The 19,410-nt window shown below is 65.9% G+C and carries 19 protein-coding genes; 11 read left to right on the forward strand and 8 right to left on the reverse strand.

Annotation, left to right across the window (positions count from 1 at the left end; genetic code table 11):
* The first annotated feature begins 13 nt into the window (after positions 1-13).
* The 4 genes from MPARV_RS0115420 to MPARV_RS0115435 are packed head-to-tail and all read left to right on the forward strand — an operon-like array spanning position 14 to position 4,269.
* A complete protein-coding gene (locus MPARV_RS0115420; RefSeq protein ID WP_157789666.1) occupies positions 14-1,336 on the forward strand; it encodes a branched-chain amino acid ABC transporter permease in 1,323 nt (440 codons plus the stop codon).
* Positions 1,336-2,331, forward strand: coding sequence for a branched-chain amino acid ABC transporter permease (locus tag MPARV_RS0115425; RefSeq protein ID WP_012224961.1), 996 nt, complete (start codon positions 1,336-1,338; stop codon positions 2,329-2,331). The genes MPARV_RS0115420 and MPARV_RS0115425 overlap by 1 nt, the downstream gene beginning before the upstream one ends.
* Positions 2,321-3,370 carry an ABC transporter ATP-binding protein gene (locus MPARV_RS21540; protein ID WP_012224963.1) on the forward strand — a complete coding sequence of 350 codons (1,050 nt, stop codon included), beginning with the start codon at positions 2,321-2,323 and terminating at the stop codon, positions 3,368-3,370. The genes MPARV_RS0115425 and MPARV_RS21540 overlap by 11 nt, the downstream gene beginning before the upstream one ends.
* A complete protein-coding gene (locus tag MPARV_RS0115435; protein WP_012224965.1) occupies positions 3,370-4,269 on the forward strand; it encodes an ABC transporter ATP-binding protein in 900 nt (299 codons plus the stop codon). The genes MPARV_RS21540 and MPARV_RS0115435 overlap by 1 nt, the downstream gene beginning before the upstream one ends.
* 155 nt (positions 4,270-4,424) lie before the next feature.
* Here the strand turns inward: MPARV_RS0115435 and MPARV_RS21545 are convergent, their stop codons facing one another.
* Positions 4,425-5,807: an ABC transporter substrate-binding protein gene (locus MPARV_RS21545; RefSeq protein WP_012224967.1), complete on the reverse strand. Its 1,383-nt coding sequence runs from the start codon at positions 5,805-5,807 to the stop codon at positions 4,425-4,427.
* 286 nt (positions 5,808-6,093) lie between these two features.
* Between MPARV_RS21545 and MPARV_RS0115445 the strand changes: the two genes are divergently transcribed.
* From MPARV_RS0115445 to MPARV_RS0115465, 5 genes are read left to right on the forward strand one after another with little or no spacing between them, the layout of a single operon-like run.
* Positions 6,094-7,353 carry an ammonium transporter gene (locus MPARV_RS0115445; RefSeq protein WP_020378923.1) on the forward strand — a complete coding sequence of 420 codons (1,260 nt, stop codon included), beginning with the start codon at positions 6,094-6,096 and terminating at the stop codon, positions 7,351-7,353.
* 48 nt (positions 7,354-7,401) lie between these two features.
* Positions 7,402-7,740, forward strand: coding sequence for a P-II family nitrogen regulator (locus tag MPARV_RS0115450; protein ID WP_012224972.1), 339 nt, complete (start codon positions 7,402-7,404; stop codon positions 7,738-7,740).
* Positions 7,730-10,105, forward strand: coding sequence for a [protein-PII] uridylyltransferase (locus tag MPARV_RS0115455; RefSeq protein WP_157789667.1), 2,376 nt, complete (start codon positions 7,730-7,732; stop codon positions 10,103-10,105). The genes MPARV_RS0115450 and MPARV_RS0115455 overlap by 11 nt, the downstream gene beginning before the upstream one ends.
* Before the next feature lie 25 nt (positions 10,106-10,130).
* On the forward strand, positions 10,131-10,871 hold the full coding sequence (locus MPARV_RS0115460) for an NUDIX hydrolase N-terminal domain-containing protein (RefSeq protein ID WP_020378925.1): 741 nt from the start codon (positions 10,131-10,133) through the stop codon (positions 10,869-10,871).
* Positions 10,864-11,298 (forward strand): GNAT family N-acetyltransferase, encoded by a 435-nt coding sequence (locus MPARV_RS0115465; RefSeq protein WP_012224976.1) that lies wholly within the window; start codon positions 10,864-10,866, stop codon positions 11,296-11,298. The genes MPARV_RS0115460 and MPARV_RS0115465 overlap by 8 nt, the downstream gene beginning before the upstream one ends.
* Before the next feature lie 8 nt (positions 11,299-11,306).
* On the opposite strand, the gene MPARV_RS0115470 is transcribed toward MPARV_RS0115465, so the two are convergent.
* From MPARV_RS0115470 to MPARV_RS0115480, 3 genes are read right to left on the reverse strand one after another with little or no spacing between them, the layout of a single operon-like run.
* Positions 11,307-12,533: a PQQ-dependent sugar dehydrogenase gene (locus MPARV_RS0115470; RefSeq protein ID WP_020378926.1), complete on the reverse strand. Its 1,227-nt coding sequence runs from the start codon at positions 12,531-12,533 to the stop codon at positions 11,307-11,309.
* 9 nt (positions 12,534-12,542) lie between these two features.
* Positions 12,543-13,196, reverse strand: coding sequence for a PhoU domain-containing protein (locus MPARV_RS0115475; protein WP_157789668.1), 654 nt, complete (start codon positions 13,194-13,196; stop codon positions 12,543-12,545).
* A gap of 16 nt (positions 13,197-13,212) precedes the next feature.
* Positions 13,213-14,352, reverse strand: coding sequence for a Na/Pi symporter (locus tag MPARV_RS0115480; RefSeq protein ID WP_235045315.1), 1,140 nt, complete (start codon positions 14,350-14,352; stop codon positions 13,213-13,215).
* An 85-nt stretch (positions 14,353-14,437) separates the two neighbouring features.
* Here MPARV_RS0115480 and MPARV_RS0115485 point away from each other — a divergent pair, with 85 nt between their 5' ends.
* Both MPARV_RS0115485 and MPARV_RS0115490 read left to right on the forward strand, forming a co-directional pair.
* Positions 14,438-15,061 (forward strand): GtrA family protein, encoded by a 624-nt coding sequence (locus MPARV_RS0115485; protein ID WP_012224983.1) that lies wholly within the window; start codon positions 14,438-14,440, stop codon positions 15,059-15,061.
* The gene (locus MPARV_RS0115490) at positions 15,058-15,684 is read left to right on the forward strand and encodes a class I SAM-dependent methyltransferase (protein WP_012224985.1); all 627 of its coding nucleotides are present in this window, start codon (positions 15,058-15,060) and stop codon (positions 15,682-15,684) included. The genes MPARV_RS0115485 and MPARV_RS0115490 overlap by 4 nt, the downstream gene beginning before the upstream one ends.
* Here the strand turns inward: MPARV_RS0115490 and MPARV_RS0115495 are convergent.
* From MPARV_RS0115495 to MPARV_RS0115510, 4 genes are read right to left on the reverse strand one after another with little or no spacing between them, the layout of a single operon-like run.
* Positions 15,667-16,191 carry a hypothetical protein gene (locus MPARV_RS0115495; RefSeq protein WP_031278825.1) on the reverse strand — a complete coding sequence of 175 codons (525 nt, stop codon included), beginning with the start codon at positions 16,189-16,191 and terminating at the stop codon, positions 15,667-15,669. The genes MPARV_RS0115490 and MPARV_RS0115495 overlap by 18 nt on opposite strands.
* Positions 16,192-16,208: 17 nt before the next feature.
* The gene (locus MPARV_RS0115500) at positions 16,209-17,264 is read right to left on the reverse strand and encodes a prenyltransferase/squalene oxidase repeat-containing protein (RefSeq protein WP_012224993.1); all 1,056 of its coding nucleotides are present in this window, start codon (positions 17,262-17,264) and stop codon (positions 16,209-16,211) included.
* A complete protein-coding gene (locus MPARV_RS0115505; protein WP_020378929.1) occupies positions 17,264-18,001 on the reverse strand; it encodes a class I SAM-dependent methyltransferase in 738 nt (245 codons plus the stop codon). The genes MPARV_RS0115500 and MPARV_RS0115505 overlap by 1 nt, the downstream gene beginning before the upstream one ends.
* A complete protein-coding gene (locus MPARV_RS0115510; RefSeq protein WP_020378930.1) occupies positions 17,988-19,313 on the reverse strand; it encodes a glycosyltransferase family 4 protein in 1,326 nt (441 codons plus the stop codon). The genes MPARV_RS0115505 and MPARV_RS0115510 overlap by 14 nt, the downstream gene beginning before the upstream one ends.
* Between the last annotated feature and the right edge of the window lie 97 nt (positions 19,314-19,410).

Raw genomic sequence — 19,410 nt, forward strand, 5'->3', positions numbered from 1 at the left:
CCGACGGATGCGAGTGAGTCGACCACTGTGGCGCCGTTGGGTACTGCTTGCGCTGGCAACATCCGTCGCCCTGGGGGTTGCGGCCGTGGGTCCTTCGGCTGGTGCCTCGGAGCAACGCCAGGAGAACTGCAAGACACCGAGGGCTGAGAAGCCCGAGGCTCCGGGCGTGTTCGGTTCGCTGGTCGCCGGTGACTGCTCGGCCATCGTTGGTGCCAAGATCGAGATGTCGTTGGACGGCGAGGTGGTGGACACCATCGTCTCGGGAGCCGACGGCACGTTCTCCTTGGCACTCGACGAGCCCGGTACCTACACGGCCACCCTGCAGGTCGATTCGCTCCCGAAGGGCGTGGCCCTGACCGACAAGGGCGACACCGTTCGGACGGTGCCGATTCAGGCCGACCGGCCCCGCCCGCTGCTGTACTCCTTCGGGGAGAGCACCCGCCAGGCCGCCACCAAGCTGGACGAGATCCCCGGCAAGCTTGTCGATGGGGTTCAGTTGGGCCTGATTCTCGCCATGTGTGCCATTGGATTGTCCCTCATCTATGGCACCATCCAGCTGACCAACTTCAGCCATGGCGAGATGGTGACCTTTGGGGCCATCGTCACCTGGTACCTCAACCAGAGCGTTGGGCTGTCCCTCCCCGTCGCAGGGATCCTGGGCGTGATCATCGGCGCCGCATCGGGCGCCGGTCTCGAACTCGGTTTGTGGCGTCCGCTGCGGCGCCGAAAGATCAGCCTGTTCGGGCTGATGACCGTCAGCTTCGGTCTGTCGCTCCTGGCGATCAACGTGTTTCAGTACGTCTTTGGTGCACGCAACAAGCCCTACACCGGCACGGTGGGGGGCGGTGGTTGGGAGTTGGGCTCCCGCGTGATCCCGGCTCGCACCATCATCACCATCATCATCGCCGTGGTCGTGTTGGGCGCGGTCGCAGCGTTCCTGCGGACCGCCCGCTTCGGCAAGGCAATGCGGGCAGTGGCCGACAACCCACCGCTTGCCTCCTCGTCGGGCATCGATGTCGATCGTGTGGTGTTGATGGTGTGGGTGATGGGCGCAGGCCTGGCCGCGCTGGGAGGCGTGTTGTACTCCACCAGCTTCCAGGTCAACTTCATGGAAGGCCAGCAACTGTTGCTGCTGATGTTCGCCGGTATCACCCTGGGCGGGCTCGGCACCTCCTTTGGTGCAGCGGCCGGCTGCTTCGTGCTGGGCCTGGCGATTCAGATGTCCACGCTGTACATCCCAACGTCACTGCGAAACGTCGGAGCGTTGGCGGTGCTGATCGTGGTGTTGATGTTTGCTCCGCAGGGCATCTTCGGACGACGGGAGCGAGTGGGCTGATGGACTGGTCTTTCATCATTTCGCAGACCTTGACGGCGTTGTTTACGCCGCTGGCGCTGTTCTACATCCTGGGCGCCCAGGGGCTGAACATCCACTTCGGCTACACGGGGCTGCTGAACTTCGGCCAGGCCGGGTTCATGGCTGCCGGTGCGTACGGCACGGCCATCAGCTACACCGTCTGGGGATGGCCCCTGTGGGCGTCGCTGCTGTTTGGCATCCTCGCATCGGTGGTCTTGGGGATACTGCTTGGTCTGCCGACCCTGCGCCTGCGAGGTGACTACCTGGCCATCGTCACCATTGCAGCCTCGGAGATCATCCGCCTGACCATTCGGTCGGAAGCGGTTGAGAGCGTCACCGGCGGCAACTCGGGCATCAACGAGTTCGCCACAGGTTTTTATGACGCCAATTTCTTCTCCAACAGTGGGCGCTATGAGTTGGGTCCGCTGTCGTTCCGCGGTCAGGAGTTGTGGGTGATGCTGTGGGGCTGGCTCTTGGTGGCGTTCTTTGCGCTGCTGACCTACCTGCTGATGCGCAGCCCGTGGGGCCGTGTCCTCAAGTCGGTGCGCGAGAACGAGGATGCCGTTCGCTCGCTGGGCAAAAACGTCTACGCCTACAAAATGCAGTCGCTCATCCTGGGTGGCGTCATGGGTGCCTGCGGCGGCATCATCCTGGCCTTGGCCAAGAACTTCGCCGGTCCGGACGACTTCGCCACTAAAGCCACCTTCATCGCCTACACCGCCCTCATTCTTGGTGGGGCAGCCACCACGCTCGGTCCGGTCATCGGCGGAATGATGTTCTGGTCGATCTTCACCTTCGTGTCGGTCACCGCCGATCAGGCGGCCAAGGCCAACGTGATTCCCAACTCGGTGATGACCGACGTGCAAGCCGGTGTCATACCGTTCATCTTCCTCGGTATCGCCCTCATGGTGCTGATGGTGTTCCGACCGCAAGGGATCTTCGGAGACCGAAAGGAACTTGAGGTCGATGCCCGCTGACGACGCCACCGTGCCCGCCGACGCACCCAAACCCAACGCTCCATCCAGCGAGCCCGGTGACTTGGGGCAAAGCAGCACGATTCACCCCGACCGAGCCACCGCCCCGTCTCCCGAGGCGGTGAAGCGGGAACGCGCCTTCGAGGCCGAACAGTTGGCGGACGTGCCCCGTGAGCCGGGTGCTCCCAAGCCGGACAGCATTCTCACCGCCGATGGGGTGGTCCGTCGCTTCGGCGGCGTCACCGCCGTCAACGTCGACCACGTTGAGTTTCAACGTGGGGCAATCTCGGCACTCATCGGCCCCAACGGAGCCGGCAAAACCACCTTCTTCAATCTGCTGACCAATTTCGATAAGGCCACCGCAGGGTCCTGGACCTACAACGACCGTCGCATGACCGGCATGGCGCCACACAAGGTGGCGCGGCTGGGCATGATTCGCACGTTCCAGCTCACCAAATCGCTCTCGAAACTCACCGTCATCCAGAACATGATGTTGGGTGCCACCAACCAACGCGGCGAGAGCTTTCTGGCTGCGGTCTTCCCGCCGTTGTGGAGGGCCCAGGAACAGGAGATCACCGAGCGGGCCGACGCGCTGCTGGAACGATTCCGACTGGCCCACATGCGCGAGGAGTTCGCCGGATCGTTATCGGGTGGCCAGCGCAAGCTGCTGGAGATGGCCCGTGCCCTCATGGCAGAGCCCGATCTGATCATGCTGGACGAGCCGATGGCCGGGGTGAACCCGGCATTGAAGCAGTCGTTGCTGGGTCACATCCTGTCGCTTCGTGACGAGGGTCGCACCGTGATCTTCGTGGAACACGACATGGACATGGTGCAGGAGATCTCCGACTGGGTGACCGTCATGGCCGAAGGCCGCCTGATTGCTGAGGGGACACCTTCGGACATCAGCGCCAACGACGCTGTGATCGATGCGTACCTCGGCAGTCATCACGATCTGGACCTGCGGCCCGACATGCTGACAAACCCCGAAGGCAGCCCGGCAACGGGGCCCGATCCTGCGGCCGGAGTCGAGGAGGCGCCCTGATGGACGGACCCGACGAAGTGAATGACGTGTCCCCCACGGAGGTTCTTGGCGGTCAGAGTGCGGCCCGGGAATTGGCCGATGAGGCAATCACCGACGCGGAGAAGGGCAGTGGTGCGGCGGCCGACCATCAGGCTCCCGTTCACCTGTCGACCGATCCTCAACCCGGCGAACCCATCTTGGTGGCCGACGATCTCATCGCCGGTTACGTGCCGGGAGTCAACATCCTGAACGGATGCTCGGCCGTGCTCAAGCGCGGCGAAATGGTAGGCATCATCGGCCCGAACGGCGCCGGCAAGTCGACACTGCTCAAAGCGATGTTCGGCCTGATCAACATCACCTCCGGCGTTGTCAGCCTGCGTGGCGAGAACATCACCTCGATGAAGGCCCACCAGCTGGTGAGTCGCGGTGTCGGGTTCGTCCCCCAAACCGAAAACGTGTTCGCTGCGCTGACGGTTCGCGAGAACATGGAGATGGGTGCGTTCCTGAGGCCATCGGTGGTCAAGGAGCGCTTCGAGCACGTGGCCGACCTCTTCCCCCGCTTGGGTGAGCGAGCGTCGCAGCAGGCCGGCTCATTGTCGGGCGGTGAGCGCCAGATGGTTGCGATGGGTCGAGCGCTCATGATGGAGCCATCGGTTCTGCTGCTCGATGAGCCTTCCGCAGGTTTGTCGCCCGCCTTTCAGGATGAGGTGTTCATCAACTGCCGTCGGATCAACGCCACCGGCGTGTCAATCCTCATGGTGGAACAGAACGCGCGCCGCTGTCTGCAGGTGTGCGACCGGGCCTTTGTGCTGGACCAGGGCAAGAACGCCATTGCCGGCACCGGCTCCGAGTTGCTGCATGACCCGAAGGTGATCGAGCTCTACCTCGGCACTCTGGCCAAGAACCGCAACCTGGACTGAAGTTCCAGGCGGTGGCCGGATGAGCCGGTCGGGGATACCACTCGGGCAGCGCTGAGCTCTTGGCGGCTAGCGCCCGACGCCGGACGCGCAAGGGCCCGGTCCTTCCGGACCGGGCCCTCCGAGTTCAGTGCCGCCTCAGCGACCCGAGGTGGGTACTACTTGCCGGCCTCGAAGTTCTCGGCCAGTGCGTTACCCATGTTGCCGTCCACTCCGTAGACCGGCACGTTGGCCGGGCCGATGCCCTGCTCGATCATCGTCGAGAGCACCTTGGAACTCTCGTCAAAGCCGATCAAAGCAATGGCGTCCGGGTCGGCATTCTTGGCGGAGCCCACGACGTCGGCGAAGTCGGTCGCCTTGGGGTCGTAGATCTCCTTGCCGACCACCTTTCCGCCGGCTGCCTCAAGCGACTTGGTGAGGTCGTCTGCCAGGCCGGTGCCATAGTCGTCGTTCAGCGCCAGGATGAACACGTTCTTGTGGTTGTCCGCAAGAATCGTGTCGGCGAGGACGCTGCCCTGAAGGATGTCGGACGGGGCGTTTCGGAAGTAGAGGCCCTTGTCGTTGTAGTCCGAGAACTTCTTGGACGTGTTGGCCGGGGAGAACATGACCACTCCGGCGTTGACGATGGTGTCGATCACCGAGAGGCTCACCGATGACGAGGCGGCGCCGATAATGGCGTCGACGTCCTTGGCGAGCAGGGTGCTGACCGTCTTGGGCGCAACACCGTTCTCGGTGTCGCCGGAGTCACCCTCAATGTGGATGACGTCCTTGCCGAGCACTCCGCCGGCTTCGTTCATCTCCTGCACGGCCAGGTCGACACCGGCGAACTCCGGTGGGCCGAGGAAGGCGAGCGAACCCGTCTTGGGCAGCAGCGACCCGATCTCGAGCTGTCCGTTGCCCTTGCGGTCACCAACAACGGGAACCTCGGCCACGTCGGCATCCTTGGGCGCCGAAGCCTTCACAAACTCGGTGGTGTCGTCGTCGATGCACTCCTTGAGCGCAGCCTGGTCTTCCTTCTTGCGAGTTGCGTTGAGCTTGTCGCAGTTGGTGCCGAACTCGAGCACGCCGTAAGACGCCTCGGTCGGCTCACCATTGCCGGAGAACTCCAGCGGGCCGGACTGTCCGTCGTAGTCGGGATCGCCACCGGCATCGATGATCTTCTTGCACGCTTCGAAGGTGGTGCACTTCTCGCCGCCCCGAGTGATGCCGTTGATCTTTTCGGCGAAGGCGCTGCCGTCGGTCTTGGCCTGGGTCACGGCAAGGCCGATGATGATGGCGGCGTCGTAGCTTTCACCCGCATAGTTGAAGTCGACCAGCTTGGGATCGATTTCCATCAGGCGGGCCTTGAACTCGTCGCCCAGGTCGACCATGGGGGTGGTGCCCCTCATGCCGATCAGGCTGTTGGCGTCCGCGGCGCCCTCCGAATCCGTTTTGGCGGTGGTGTCGCTGGCGCTGTCGCCGTCGTCGCCGCATGCGGCTACGACCAGGCTCATCGCCAAAACTCCGGCCGCAAGGCGACCGTACTTTCGCTGTTTGAACATGCTTTACCCTCCTGTGGTTGTCCCTCGTCGGGACCAAAGGCCCCGTCAACCGCGAGGAAGTTTCCCCCCGGCACTGAACGCAACCCTAGCCTGTAACGCTGGTCACATGACGGGTAACGCCGGTCACAAGGGCGATCGCCTGTCGTGAGGATGTTCGGGTGTCGTTCGGTTCCGTTCATCCGCTCGAAACAGTTTGGAAACAGTGGCTGTTTACGTTCATCCACGTCCTCCCATTTCGACGTCTCGGCGGGCACCCGTCGCGCGATCGGTAACCGAAAGGAGTCCTGTGGATTCGGGATCGCTCACGTGGATCATGGTGTGTACGGCGCTGGTGCTGTTCATGACCCCTGGCCTGGCATTGTTTTACGGCGGGCTCACACGCACCAAGAGCACGCTCAACATGATGATGATGAGCCTGTGGTGTGTTCTCGTCGTGCCGCTGCTGTGGGCCGTCGTGGGCTATTCGCTGGCGTTTCGCAGCTCAGGCCCCCTGCTCGGCGACCTCAGCGCATTTGGGCTCAAGGGCATCTCCGCATTTGAGGATGTCGGAGTCCCCGAACTGGCATTCGTGGCCTTCCTCGGAACTTTTGCCGCAATCACCCCGGCCCTCATCTCCGGTGCGGTGGCCGACCGCATGAAATTCTCGGCCTGGGCGATCTTCGTGCCCATCTGGTCGCTGCTGGTCTATGTGCCGGTGACCTATTGGGTGGCCAACCCCGAGGGTTGGCTGAAGGTGCGAGGTTCGCTGGACTTCGCGGGAGGTACCTCCATTCACGTCAACGCCGGAATCGCCGCGCTGGTGGCGGCTGTGATGCTTGGGAGGCGACGTGGTTGGCCGTCGGAAGGGTTCCTGCCCCACTCGATGCCGTTGGTGCTCATTGGCACCGGCATTCTGTGGCTGGGCTGGTTCGGTTTCAATGCCGGTTCGGCCGGCGCGGCCGATGGCCACGCTCTGGCGGCGCTGATGGCCACCTTCATGGCCTCGTCTGCCGGAGGGCTTGGTTGGGTGCTCACCGAACGATTTCGGGATGGGGCGTTCACCACGCTTGGCGCCGCCTCGGGCGTTGTCGCAGGGCTGGTGGCCATTACCCCGGCCTGTGCCTACGTCGATCCGATGGGCGCGATCGCCATCGGGCTGATCGCCGGTGTCGTCTGCTCACAGGCGGTGTCACTCAAGCGTCGGTTTGGTTTCGACGACTCCCTCGATGTGGTCGGCGTGCACTTTGTGGGTGGCCTCATCGGCTCGCTCCTGATCGGCTTTCTCTCCAACCCGGGTGCCACCGGTTGGAAACCGGGCCGAGGCCCGGGGCTGGCCGAACCCGGCCTGTTGTTTGGCGGGGGACCCGGGCTGCTGGGCGAGCAGGTGCTGGCCAACGTGGTCACCATTGTCTTTTCCGGCCTGATGACGGCCGCCATCCTGTACTTGATCTCGGTCACGATCGGCCTGCGCGTCGATGAGGACACCGAGGCCGTGGGCCTCGACGCGACCGATCACGGCGAGACGGCCTACCACCAGGCCGGGCTTGCCCTCGGCTCCCGGACCTGAGCTGAAACCGTTCAACCACCCCACCGCTGATTACAGAAGGGAACACCCATGAAAGCGATTACCGCCATCATCAAACCGTTCAAATTGGAGGACGTACGAAACGCCCTGAAGGAGGTCGGCATCTCGGGGCTGACCGTCACCGAGGTCCAGGGGGTGGGACGCCAGGGTGGGCACACCGAGACCTACCGGGGCGCCGAATACCAGGTGGATTTCGTGCCCAAGCTGCGTATCGACGTGATCGTCGACGACGCGGTGGCACCTTCCGTCGTCGACGCCGTCGTCAACGCTGCGGCCACCGGCAAGATCGGTGACGGGAAGGTGTGGGTCAGCCCGGTGGAGGACCTGGTCCGCATCCGCACGGGTGAGCGAGGAGCTGATGCTGTCTAGCTCGCCGTCCAGCAGGAATGCCCGGCCGGGTGCTGCTCGATCCCTGGACTGGGTCAGCGGCAGGACCGACCTGACGGGGGCGGCCCTGCGGCGTTCCTTGGACGACGCCACGGTCGGATGGCTGCGCGCGCTCTGGGCTGACGCCGCCCGGCTGCTTCCTGGCGGGCGGGGCGACGATGGCGGCCCCGATGGGCACCGCGGTGTCTCGTTGGTTGGTGTCGGCGGCACCGGCCGGGGTGACCGGGCGCCCGGCAGCGACCTCGACCTGGTGGTCGTGTTCGACGCCGAGGCGACCTGTGCCCCCCCGGCTGAGATGCTCGAAGCTCTTTGGTACACCATCTGGGACTCGGGCATCCCCCTCGGCCACTCGGTCCGCAACATCGACGAGTTCATTGCGCTGGCGGGCGACGATCTCAGCACGGCCACGTCGCTGTTCAGCCTTCGACACCTGGCGGGCGACCAGGCGGTCACCAGGCGATTGGAGGAGCGGGCCGCTTGGCAGCGCGACACCCTCGGTGGGCTTTGGTTGCGGCGGCTGGTCGAGCGCACCGACGCACGGCACCGCAACGTCGGCGATGTGGCCCACGAGTTGGAACCCGACCTGAAGGAGGGCAGGGGCGGGCTGCGCGACGTGCACACACTCGGGTGGATGCAGGCGCTCGGAGTGGAACTGCCCGACGAGGTTGACCTCCTGATCGAGGCCGGCAGTGAGGTGCTGTGGTCGGTCCGGGCAGAACTGCACCGCGTCACCGGCCGACCCGGCAACGTCCTGGTACTCCAAGAGCAGGTCGCCGTTGCCGAGCGGCTGGGGTACAACACCCCCGAGGAACTGGCGCGGGGGGTCTCCGTCGCCGCCCGGGAGGTGTCGTGGGTAATCGATGACCTCTGGCCGGAACTCACCGGTCACCGGCGCCGGGTACCGGCCGACGATGTGGTGCTGCGCGACGATCCCGACCTGATCGCCGAGGTGGTGCGGTCGGGTGACCGGGTGCTGCTGTTGGAGCAAGCGCAATGCTCAGATCTCACCAGTGTGCTCCGACTCGGCGTGGTGGCTGCCGAACGCGGGCTTCGACTGCGACGCGACACCCTGGTCGGCCTGGTTGACCTGGCGCCGATTCCCGAGCCATGGAGCACCCAGGCCCGACGGCTCTTCTGTCGCCTGGTTGCATCTGGCCCATCTTCGGTGCGAGTGGTGGAGGCGCTCGATCGGGTTGGCCTCTGGGCGCGAATCCTGCCCGAGTGGGAGGCGGTGCGGTGCGCCCCGCAACGAAACCCGTACCATCGCTTCACCGTCGACCGACACCTCTTGGAGTGCGCCGCCATTGCCGCCGGGCTGAGCGGGCGCGTCGACCGGCCCGACCTGCTGGTGTTGGGGGCGCTGTTTCACGATCTGGGCAAGGGGCGACCCGGGGATCACAGCGAGGTGGGTGCACAGCTCGCTCGTGGCGCAATGGAACGCATGGGGTTTCCCAAACGCGAGACCGACGGGGTGGTCGCCATGGTGACCCACCACCTGCTGATGCCCGAGGTGGCCACGCGCCGGGATCTGGACGATCCGGCCACGATTGCGATGGTGACCGACCAGGTCGGCTCGGTCGGCGAGGTTCGGATGCTGGCCGCACTGGCCGAGGCCGATGGGCGGGCGACCGGATCGACCGCGTGGGGGCCATGGAAGGCATCGCTGGTGCGCACACTGGCCGACCGGACAATCGCCAGGTTGGCGGGCATCGAAGCAATCGAGGACGCCTCGCAGGGCACCCTTTCGGACGACCCCGAAGTGAAGGGATTGCTGGAGACATGTGCTCCGGTGCTGCGGGGTGAAGGTGATCGGCTGGTGGTGTGTATGCCCGACCGGCCCGGTCTGTTTGCCCGTGTCGCCGGTGTACTGGCGCTCCGCAACGCGCGGATCCTGACAGCGTCGGCTTCGTGTTCCGGGGGCTGGGCGGTGCAGATGTTCCGTATTCGCACACCGTCGGGGGAGGCACCTCGGTGGGGGCGGATAGTGGACGACCTGAGCGCGGCGCTCGACGCGCGTCTGGCGATCCGGGCACGGTTGGCCGAGCGCTTGCAGTCCGAACGCCACCGCGCCTGGCCCGGCACGATGGTGCAACCGACGGTTCGTTTCGACGAGGGCACGGGCGTGACCGTGATCGAGGTGGCGGCCGCCGACCGCACAGGGCTGGCGTTCTCGTTGGCATCGGCCTTGACCGAATTGGACTGCACCATCGTGAAGGCCACCCTCACCACGCTTGGCCCCAATGCCGTCGACACCTTCTCAATCACCGACACGGAAGGTGCCCCGGTGGTGGACCCGGCTCGCCGGCATGCGCTGCGTCAGGCCCTGGTCGACGCCGCCGTCCACTGAGCGGGTGCCACTAGCCTCCCAACCCGTGGAGTGCATCACCGAGTCCGACCTGATCAGATGGTCCGAGGCACTCGCTGCGATTGCCCGCAGCGGGTTGGGGTTCACCGAGAGCCTGTACGAGCAGGAACGGTACGAAGAGGTGTTGGCGGTGGCGGCCGACATGCGGGTGGCGGCTGGGCGCGGCACGCTCGACCCGTCGGCGTTGGTGCAGGAGTGGATGAAGGGCGCCGGTGATGGGGCGCTGGGTTACGTCACCCCGAAGGTTGCCGTGGGCGCGGTGGTGGGCAACGACGACGGTGAGATTCTGCTGATTCAGCGGGCGGACTCGGGCGTGTGGCTCTACCCCACCGGGTGGGCCGACATCGGCTATTCGCCGGCGGAGGTGGCCGTCAAAGAGGTGGGGGAGGAGACCGGCATCATCGCCGAAGTGGAGTCGTTTGTCGCCGTCTTCGATGGCCTGCGCCGAGGGTTTTCCGCCGTGCCGTTGTATTCCTTGATCTTCAAGTTGCGGCCGGTGGGTGGTTCGTTGGCTCGTCACCCGCTGGAGTGCCTCGACGTGGGCTGGTTTGACCGCGACTCACTTCCGGACCCGCTGGCCGGGGCGGGCAACTGGGTGGATATCGCCTTCCAGGCCATCGACGCCGAGGCGCCGATCCCGTACTTCGACCCGCCGCGAAGCGACGTATGGATCCCGGAGGGCGAGCCCCTCCCGCCCGCCGACCGAACAAGGGTGACGGGTCACACCGAGGAGCAAACCCATGGTTGAGGTACGTGAAGTCAGCGAGATGGAGCCGGGCCTCACCGAGGCGATGGCGGCGCTTTTGCCGCAGCTGTCAAAGTCGGCCTCGGCCCTCACCGAGGAGGTATTGGCCGGGGTCGTCACCCACGAGGCCTGCCACTTCCTGGTCGCCGAGGAGGACGGGGCGCTGCTCGGCAGCCTCACCCTGGTGGTGTTTCCCCTCCCCACCGGCGTTCGTGCCTGGATCGAGGACGTGGTGGTCGACGGCGACGCCCGCGGCAAGGGCGTCGGCGCTGCCCTCAACCGGTTTGCGTTGGAGGTGGCGGAGTCGCTGGGCGCCCGCTCGGTTGACCTGACCAGCCGCCCCACCCGCGAGGTTGCGAACCGCCTCTACAAGCGTCTCGGGTTTGTCCAGCGCGACACCAATGTTTACCGCCACAGGGGTGATGCGTAGGGCGGTGCTCAGCCGGCTTGGGTGAGGCGCCAGAGCTGGTTTTGATCGACGGAGACGGCGTACACCTCGCCATCGGCTGCGGTGCCGAAGCTGGTAATGCCTGGCACTTCTGCACCCAGGTCGAGATCGGTCACCTCACCGTCGGCATCGGGGCGAAGGCCGTGGAGCCTGCCCTCGCACAGATCGGCCCACAGGTAGACGCCGTCGAGGTTGGGAAGTCCGGGAGCGTTGCGTACGACCACCCCGCCGGTGACCGAGCAGCGCCCGTCGGAGTGGCTGTAGTCGAACACCGGATCGACCATATCGCCGGGTGCGTCGGCCGGGTCCGGGTCGTCGGTATAGGGGTGGGTACCCTCGCGGTGATTCCACCCGAAGTTGGCGCCTTCGCCCAGGCCGTCGTCGGCGGCCACGTGGTTGATCTCCTCCCACTCGCCCTGGCCGACGTCGGCAATCCACAGGTCGCCTGTTGCCGAGTCGAAGGTGAATCGCCACGGGTTGCGCAGGCCGTATGCCCATGCCTCCGGCGCGGCCTTGGATCCGTTCGGGGTGGTGCCGTCGGAGAACGGGTTGTCGTCGGGGATCTGGTAGGGCTCGTCGCCGTCAAGCGTGGGGCGGATCCGCAACATCGACCCCAGGAGGGTGGCCGGATTCTGGCCGTTTTCGTTGGGATCACCTCCGGCGCCGCCATCGCCCAGACCGAGCCAGAGCAGCCCGTCGGCGTCCACGGCGAGGTTGCCGCCGTTGTGGTTTGAGAACGGCTGAGGAACCACCAGCATCTCGCGCCCTGATGCGGTTGCCACCCCGTCTGCTCCGAGCGGGAAGGTCTTGATCACGCTGGCACCATCGGCGGCCCGGGTGTAGCTGACGTACAACTCGTCATCGTTTGGCGACGTGGCCAGGCCCAACAGGCCCTTCTCGCCGGAGAGGTCGCCGACGTCGGAGGTGATGTCCAAGACCGTCGAGGACCTGTCGGGGTTTTTGGGGTCGATCCGGCGGACGTTGCCTGCCCGTTCGGCCACCAGAAGTGTGCCGTCGGCGGCTCCCAGCACCACGGTGGGGGCCTCAAGGTCGGTGGTTATCGCCTCGGCCTTGACCGAGCTGTCAGGGATCGAAGACGGCGCCGTTGTCTCGACCGAACCGGACTTGTCGGTGTCCGTGTCGGCGTCGGTGCATCCGAACAGCACGGCACTGCACGCAACCACCACCGTCAGGGCACCAATCAGACGGGAGTTCATCGGATGCGCCTATTCGTCCAGATCGGTGGGTTCGGTGCCGGTGAGTGGCACCGTAACCGTGCGTGCCGAACCTTCCAGGTTTGCCACGATGCGCTTGATGTAACGGGCCAACATGGCTCGGGGCACACCGTAGCTGGATGGCTCGTCGCTGCTCATCAGCTGAACCACCCGGTCCTCCAGCTCGGCCATCAACGCCTCGGCGGTGGTGCTGAACGCGTCGACGGCGGCGGGGTCGCGCTCGGCGAGCAACTCGCTGGTCGTGCTGAACATGGCCGACACCACTCGGCGGTCATCGTCAAAGACCGCCCGGTCCGGGGCATCGGTGAACCGGATGCCTTCCTCAGCCATGCCGAAGATGTTCTTACACTGATCTCCCACCCGCTCCAGGCGCTTGACCACCAGCAGGCTGGGCATCACCAGGCTCATGTCGGACTGGCCGTGCACGGCCGAGTGCACCACCAACTCGCGGCGCACCGTTTCCTCGATCTCATTGACCTGACGGTCGGTATCGTGCACGTCGTCGCCGATTGCGTCGATGTTGGGTCCGGCCACCAACGCCGACATTGCCAAATCAAAGCTGTGTCGACCTGCGCCCAGCATCTCGTTGATCTGGCGGTCGACCGAGTCGGTCACCGCATCGCCGTCGCCTCGAAAAAAACTCATGACCATGCGTGGTACCTCATCTTAGGGTGACGATTCCGAGTAGCGGGATCACGACAAAGCAGACACCTACGCCCGTGACGACGACAGTCGGGTGGCGGGCGGCCACCTCGCCGGTCCGGGTCGCCAGGCGAATCGGGATCTCGCGCATTGCCGGCACGGGATAGAACAGCAGGATACCGCCGATGTTGAAGAGTGTGTGCACCAGGGCGATCGTGAGCGCCTCGGGCCGGGACGTGGCCAGGGACGCGAGGATCCCCGTGATCGTCGTGCCCACGTTGGCCCCGAGGGTGACCGGGTAGACGCTGCGCAATGTCAGCACCCCGGAGGCGGCCAGCGGCACCATGATCGATGTGGTGATCGACGACGACTGCACCGCCATGGTGATCACCAGGCCCAACAGCATCGCCGCAGCGCCGCCGCTGCGGCCGAGGAACGCGTTGATCGACTGTTCCATCCGGTCTGCGACCAGCGCCTTCATGTTGGTGGTGATAAACGCCAGCGCCACGAAGATGAAGACCAAACCGGCGATGATCAACAAGACCCCAAGCAGCGTGCCGGAGGCACCGGTGGACTCCAGCGCCGACCGCACCCATCCGGCCGGGCCCTTGACCGCCTGCTGGACCGGGCTCTTGAAGGTGCCGCCGCCGGTGCCGACGAGCCGGTCGGAAAGCCACGTCGCCGAGCGGGCCAGCACGTGGGTGGCCATCTCCAGCGGCAACAGCACTGCGACCGCAAGCAGGTTGAAATAGTCGTGCACGGTGGCGGCGGCGAATGCATCGCGCATCTCGGCGGAGCGCCGGAGGTGACCGAGCGATACCAGCGTGGCGGTCACGGTGGTGCCGATGTTGGCGCCCATGATCATCGGCACGGCCGCTTCGACCGGCAACAACCCGGTGCCGACCAGGCCGACGATCGTTGAGGTGGTCACCGATGAGGACTGGGCCACCACGGTTGCGAGGATGCCGACGCACAGCGCTGCGATCGGGTTCTTGACGCTGGTGAACAACTGCTCCTGGATGCCCTCGCCCAGCGACGAGATGCCGCCCTCCAGTACCGAGATGCCGACGAGGAACAGGTAGAGAAGGCCGAACACCAGCAGCGCGCGCACGACTGTGGGCACCTCACGGGGCTCAGCGCTCGATGCCGGATCGCTCACAGCGCAAAGTCTTACCGATAAACGCGCGGGAGGCAGGAATCGGTGCGCTCGGGCTTCGCAGACCGGCGCCGATAGTGTGGTGTGCATGGAAACGGCCGAAGACATCTGGGCGGAGGTTCCCGCCAAGACCTCGACGGACCGCATCAAGAAGCTGTGGCACCACCACCAGTTCCGCAAGCTGGTGCGCTACTCGGCCGTCTCGCTGGTGTTCGTGCCCCTTGGGCAGATCCTGTTGCAACTCTTTCACTGGTGGTTGGGTATCGCGGTGGTGCCGGCCCAGTTGATCGCAGCCACCATCCTCACCCCACCCAATTTTCTGGCCAACAAGTACTACGTCTGGCGCCACGCCAATCGGGACAAGGTTCGCACCGAGGTCGTTGTCTTCTGGGTCTCGGCTGTGCTGGGAACTGCATTTGCTGCCGGGTGTCTGTACCTGGTGGACGGCTGGCTGCCCGAGGACACCACCGACGCATGGGTCCGGGCGCTCGGCATCTTCGCAGCCCAGTTGCTGGGCTACGGCGTCGTGTGGGCAGCCCGCTTCGTGTTCCTCGACAAGTTGGTGTTCAACGTGACCCACCTGCACGAGGAAGATGCTGCCGACCTGAACGAACGCAGCGAACCACAAAACGACGACGAGCAGGCCAACCTCGACGGCAGTGGCTCGGCTCCCGCACCGTCATCGCCTGCGACGCCGGCGGGTGATCGTTGACGCCTGAGGATCGGGCGGCCGCCGAGGCAGCCCGAGGTTTCATGCCGCCTGGCGAGGGCCTGGCGCTGTACTCCGCGGCCGTGACCGCTCTTGGCTCGGTGTCCTCAGCGCCAATGCTGGAGATCGGTTCGTATTGCGGCAAGTCCGCCCTGTACCTGGGCGCCGCCGCCCGAGACGCCGACCGGGTGCTGTTCGCCCTGGATCATCATCGTGGCTCGGAGGAGAACCAGGCCGGATGGGAACATCACGATGCCGATCTGGTCGACCCCGAGGTGGGGCTGCTGGACACGTTGCCGACGTTTCGCCGTACCGTTCAGGCCGCCGGACTGGATCGGGTGGTGGTGGCGCTGGTCGGGCACTCCGAGGTGGTGGCGCCGGTGTGGTCGACGCCGCTGGCGCTGCTGTTCATCGACGGCGGGCACGGCGCTGAACCCGCCCACCGAGACTTCGAGTTGTGGACCCCGCATGTGGCGACGGGTGGCACGTTGGCCATCCACGACGTGTTTCCCGACCCTGCCGATGGGGGTCGTCCGCCATATGAGATCTACCTTCGGGCGCTTGACTCGGGAAGGTTCGTCGACTCGGACCACACCGGTTCGTTGCGGCTATTGACCCGGGTCTGACCCTTCTTGGTCCGACCGGCCTTGGGCCGGTTGGCCCTGAACCGGTTGGTGCTGAGTTGGTTGACCCACGGGCGGCTTGCCGGCCATGGGCGCGGCCGCGCTCCACCGGCTGGTCGAGCGGCGGCTCTGACGGATCACCAGCGACAGGATCACCAAGAGCGCCAACAGCATTGCGCCCAACACCGCGTACTGGCTTCCGGTGCCACGATCGCCCTGATACTGGGGTTGATGGCCCGAGTTGGGTCGAGGCAGGGCGTTGTTGAGTCCGCCGCCCTTTTCCATCGGGTCGACGGCGATGGTGGTTGGCGTCCCGCCCGTAGCTCCCGGCACGGCAGCGGTGCTCGATGGCGCAGTGGCAGCCGAGGTGGGCGTACCGGAGGTGGTGGGACGGTCCGGCAACGGACGCTCATCCACCAGGGGAGGGGGCGTGGTGGGGGTATTGGGTTGCTGGGCGCCCGCCACCGGGGCCGCGAGCGCCGCTCCCAGAGCCAGTGCTGACAGAGCCACTGCTGACAGAGCCAGAGCTACAGCGGTGCCCCGGCGGGCAGTCGGGCGTGCTCGGTGAACAGCCACGAGGCCGGGCTGGCTTCGGACAACGCATCGGCGGCCAGGACCACTGCGGCGGACGAGTACGTTGATTGTTCGCCGGAGGGAAAGTAATCCTCCTGTGGGTACACGATGCCTGTCCAATAGTGGCCCTCCTCGGTGCGCAGACGCTGTGCCCACCGGAACATTGCGGCAGCCACCTCGGGCTCGCCGACTGCAAGGTGTGCCATGGCGCACTCGCAGGTTTCGGCCGCGGTGACCCACGGCCGGTCGGACACGCAGCGTACGCCCCGTTCGTCCATCACGAACGCCGCCCGACGGGATGCCAGGCGGTGACGGCCACGCTCGCCGGTTTCCACCCCGGTGAGCACCGGGTAGTACCAGTCCATGGCCCAGCGGTGCTTGGGTGCGAATGCCTCGGGTTCGTCGCGGATGACCCGGCCCAACGCCTCAGCCGAATCGACCCAGTCCTTGCGGTCGTGGCCCAACACCTCGGCGATTGCCACGGCGCAACGCAGGCTGTGGGCGATCGACGACGATCCGGTGAGCAGGGCAAACTCAAATGCGGAACCGTCAGGCCTGCGGGCCCACAGCACCTCGCCCCGATCGGTCTGCAGGCCGCGCACGAAATCGACCGCGCCGCACAGCATCTCCCAGTTGGATTCCAGGTAGGAGCGATCCTCGAAGAGCAACCAGTGGTGGTAAAGGCCGGCGGCCACGTACGCCACACAGTTGGCGTCGAGCTTGGGCTCCTCGACCTCTCCGCCCGCCAGGTAGTACTGGTGCCACGACCCGTCTGCGTGCTGTAAGCCCGCCAGCCATGCGAAGCCGGCCTCGGCCTCCGCTCTGCGGCCGCCCAACATGAGCGCCATCAGGGCCTCGGTGTGGTTCCACGGGTCGGCGTGACCTCCGGGGAACCAGGGCATCATGCCGTCGCTCAACTGCCACTCGGCCAACCGGTCCACGGTGAGGGTCAGTTGGCCACCGTCCAAGACGCCGGGTACCCCGTGAAGCCATCCGCCGGGCGGTGCCATCAGCGTGCACGTCCGGACTCGGCGGGCAACCCGGCGTAGGCCACCAGGCTCTTGCCCAACGGTCGAGCCAACAACGATTCGGCCGTACGCGTGATCCATGGTGCCTTCACCATGTCCCACACCAGCAGCTTGTGGTACGCCTCAACGACCTTGTTGGTGTCGTTGGCGGGCCCGGCCAGGCAGCGGAGCCACCAGTACGGGCTGTGCAGTGCGTGGGTGCGGGCCGTGCCGTCGGGGCGCAGCCCGGCGGCGCCGATGCGCTCGTTGAGCATGGGCTCGGTATAGATGCGCAGGTGGCCGCCCTCCACCAGCGGCGCGTGGTACTCGGCGGACAACCACCAGCAGATCTTCTCGGGCAGCCAGGCGGGAACCGTGGCGGCCATCCTGCCGTCGGGGCGCAGCACCCGACGGATTTCGGCGAGGACCCCGGCGTCGTCGGCGATGTGCTCGAGCACCTCAGACACGATGACGCGATCGAAACTGGCGTCGGGAAACGGCAGGGTCAGCGCGTTGCCTCGCATGACGATGGCGCCGGTGCCCTCGGGAGACTCACCCACCTCCGCCATGGCCCCGAGCATCCCGGCCATTTCGGGCAACGCATCGGGGTCGTAGTCCAATGCCACCACATGGGCGCCCCGACGCGCCGCCTCGTAGCTGTGACGGCCGAGACCGGCACCGATGTCGAGGTAGCGGTGGCCGGCACGTACGTCCAACCGATCGAAATCAACGGTCAGCATGATGTCGCTTTCCAATGGTGGCCGTGCGGTTGGTCGAGGTGTCGGCGGCAGCGTCGGCGAGCAGTGCCCGGTAGTGGGTCACCGTGCGCTCGGCGGTTCGTTTCCAGCTCCAGTTTTCCACGACTCGATTGCGACCCCGTTCGCCGACGGCTGTTGCCTCTGCCGGATGATCGAACACGCGGTTGATGCCGGCCACCAGCGCGTCGGCGTCGCCGGGCGGCACCTGGTAGCAGGTGTCGCCGTCGACACCGGTGACCTCGGGGAGCGCGCCGCCGGTGGTGGCCACCAGCGGGCAGGCGGCCGCCATGGCCTCGATTGCAGGAAGCGAGAAGCCCTCGTACAGCGACGGGACGACCGCCACCGACGCCTCGGAGTACAACTCGACGATGCGTTCGTCGCTGACACCGCTGACGAAGGTGACACAGTCGCGCAGGCCCAGGCGGTCCAGCGTGGAGTGGGTGCGACTGCCGTCCTTGAGTGACCCGATGATGGTGAGGGTCACGTCGGGGCGCTCGGCCCGAAGTTTGGCCACCGCCTCCAGCAGGAACCGCTGGCCCTTCATGGGCACGTCGGCCGAGGCGGTCGAGATGATGCGACGCGGTACCCGCTCCACGCCGGTGAGCGGGCGAAACAGGTTGGGATCGACTCCCACCGGCACGATGTGAAGCCGATCGGGAGATACGTCGTGATCGGCGAGGATGTCGGTGGCGGAGTTCTCCGACACGGTGATGATGCGGCTCAGGCGCTTGGCCACGCGGGTCTGCATGCGGGTAAAGCGATACCAGCGTCGCTTTCCCCAGCGGGCCTTCCAATCCTCGGCGTGTTCCATCTCCACCCTGCGGTCCACGGTGATGGGGTGATGGATCGTGCCCAAGACCGGCAACCCTTGGCGCTCGATGGCCAGCAGGCCGTAACCGAGGCTTTGGTTGTCGTGCACCAGGTCGAAGCGATCGCCGTGCTGGGCCAGCCAGCGGGCGGCGCGGATCGAGAACGCCAGCGGTTCGGGAAAGGTACCCGCCGAAAATGAGGTGACCTCGGCCCAGTCGGCGAAGTCCTTGAGTTCCCACAAACCGGGCATGCGCATGGGGAAGTGATCGTTGTAGATGTCGAGGCTGGGCAGCTTGATCAGCGGCACCCGCTCGTCCAGGGTGGGGTAGGGCTGACCCGACAGCACCTCGACGTGGTGTCCGAGGTCGGCGAGCGCCTTGGTGAGGTGCCGGGTGTACACGCCCTGACCGCCCACGTGTGGCTTACCCCGGTAGGTGAGGTAGGCGATGGACAGCGGATCGCCGGGACCGGGGAGTGTGCGCATGGCCGACTAGCTTCCCCGCAGCGTTGGCGGATGGTCAATCTCAACCAGGCGTGCGGTGGCGCTTGGGCGCAGCGGAGACTGATCGTTGAGCTGCAAC

This window comes from Candidatus Microthrix parvicella Bio17-1, assembly GCF_000299415.1.
Lineage (GTDB): Bacteria > Actinomycetota > Acidimicrobiia > Acidimicrobiales > Microtrichaceae > Microthrix > Microthrix parvicella.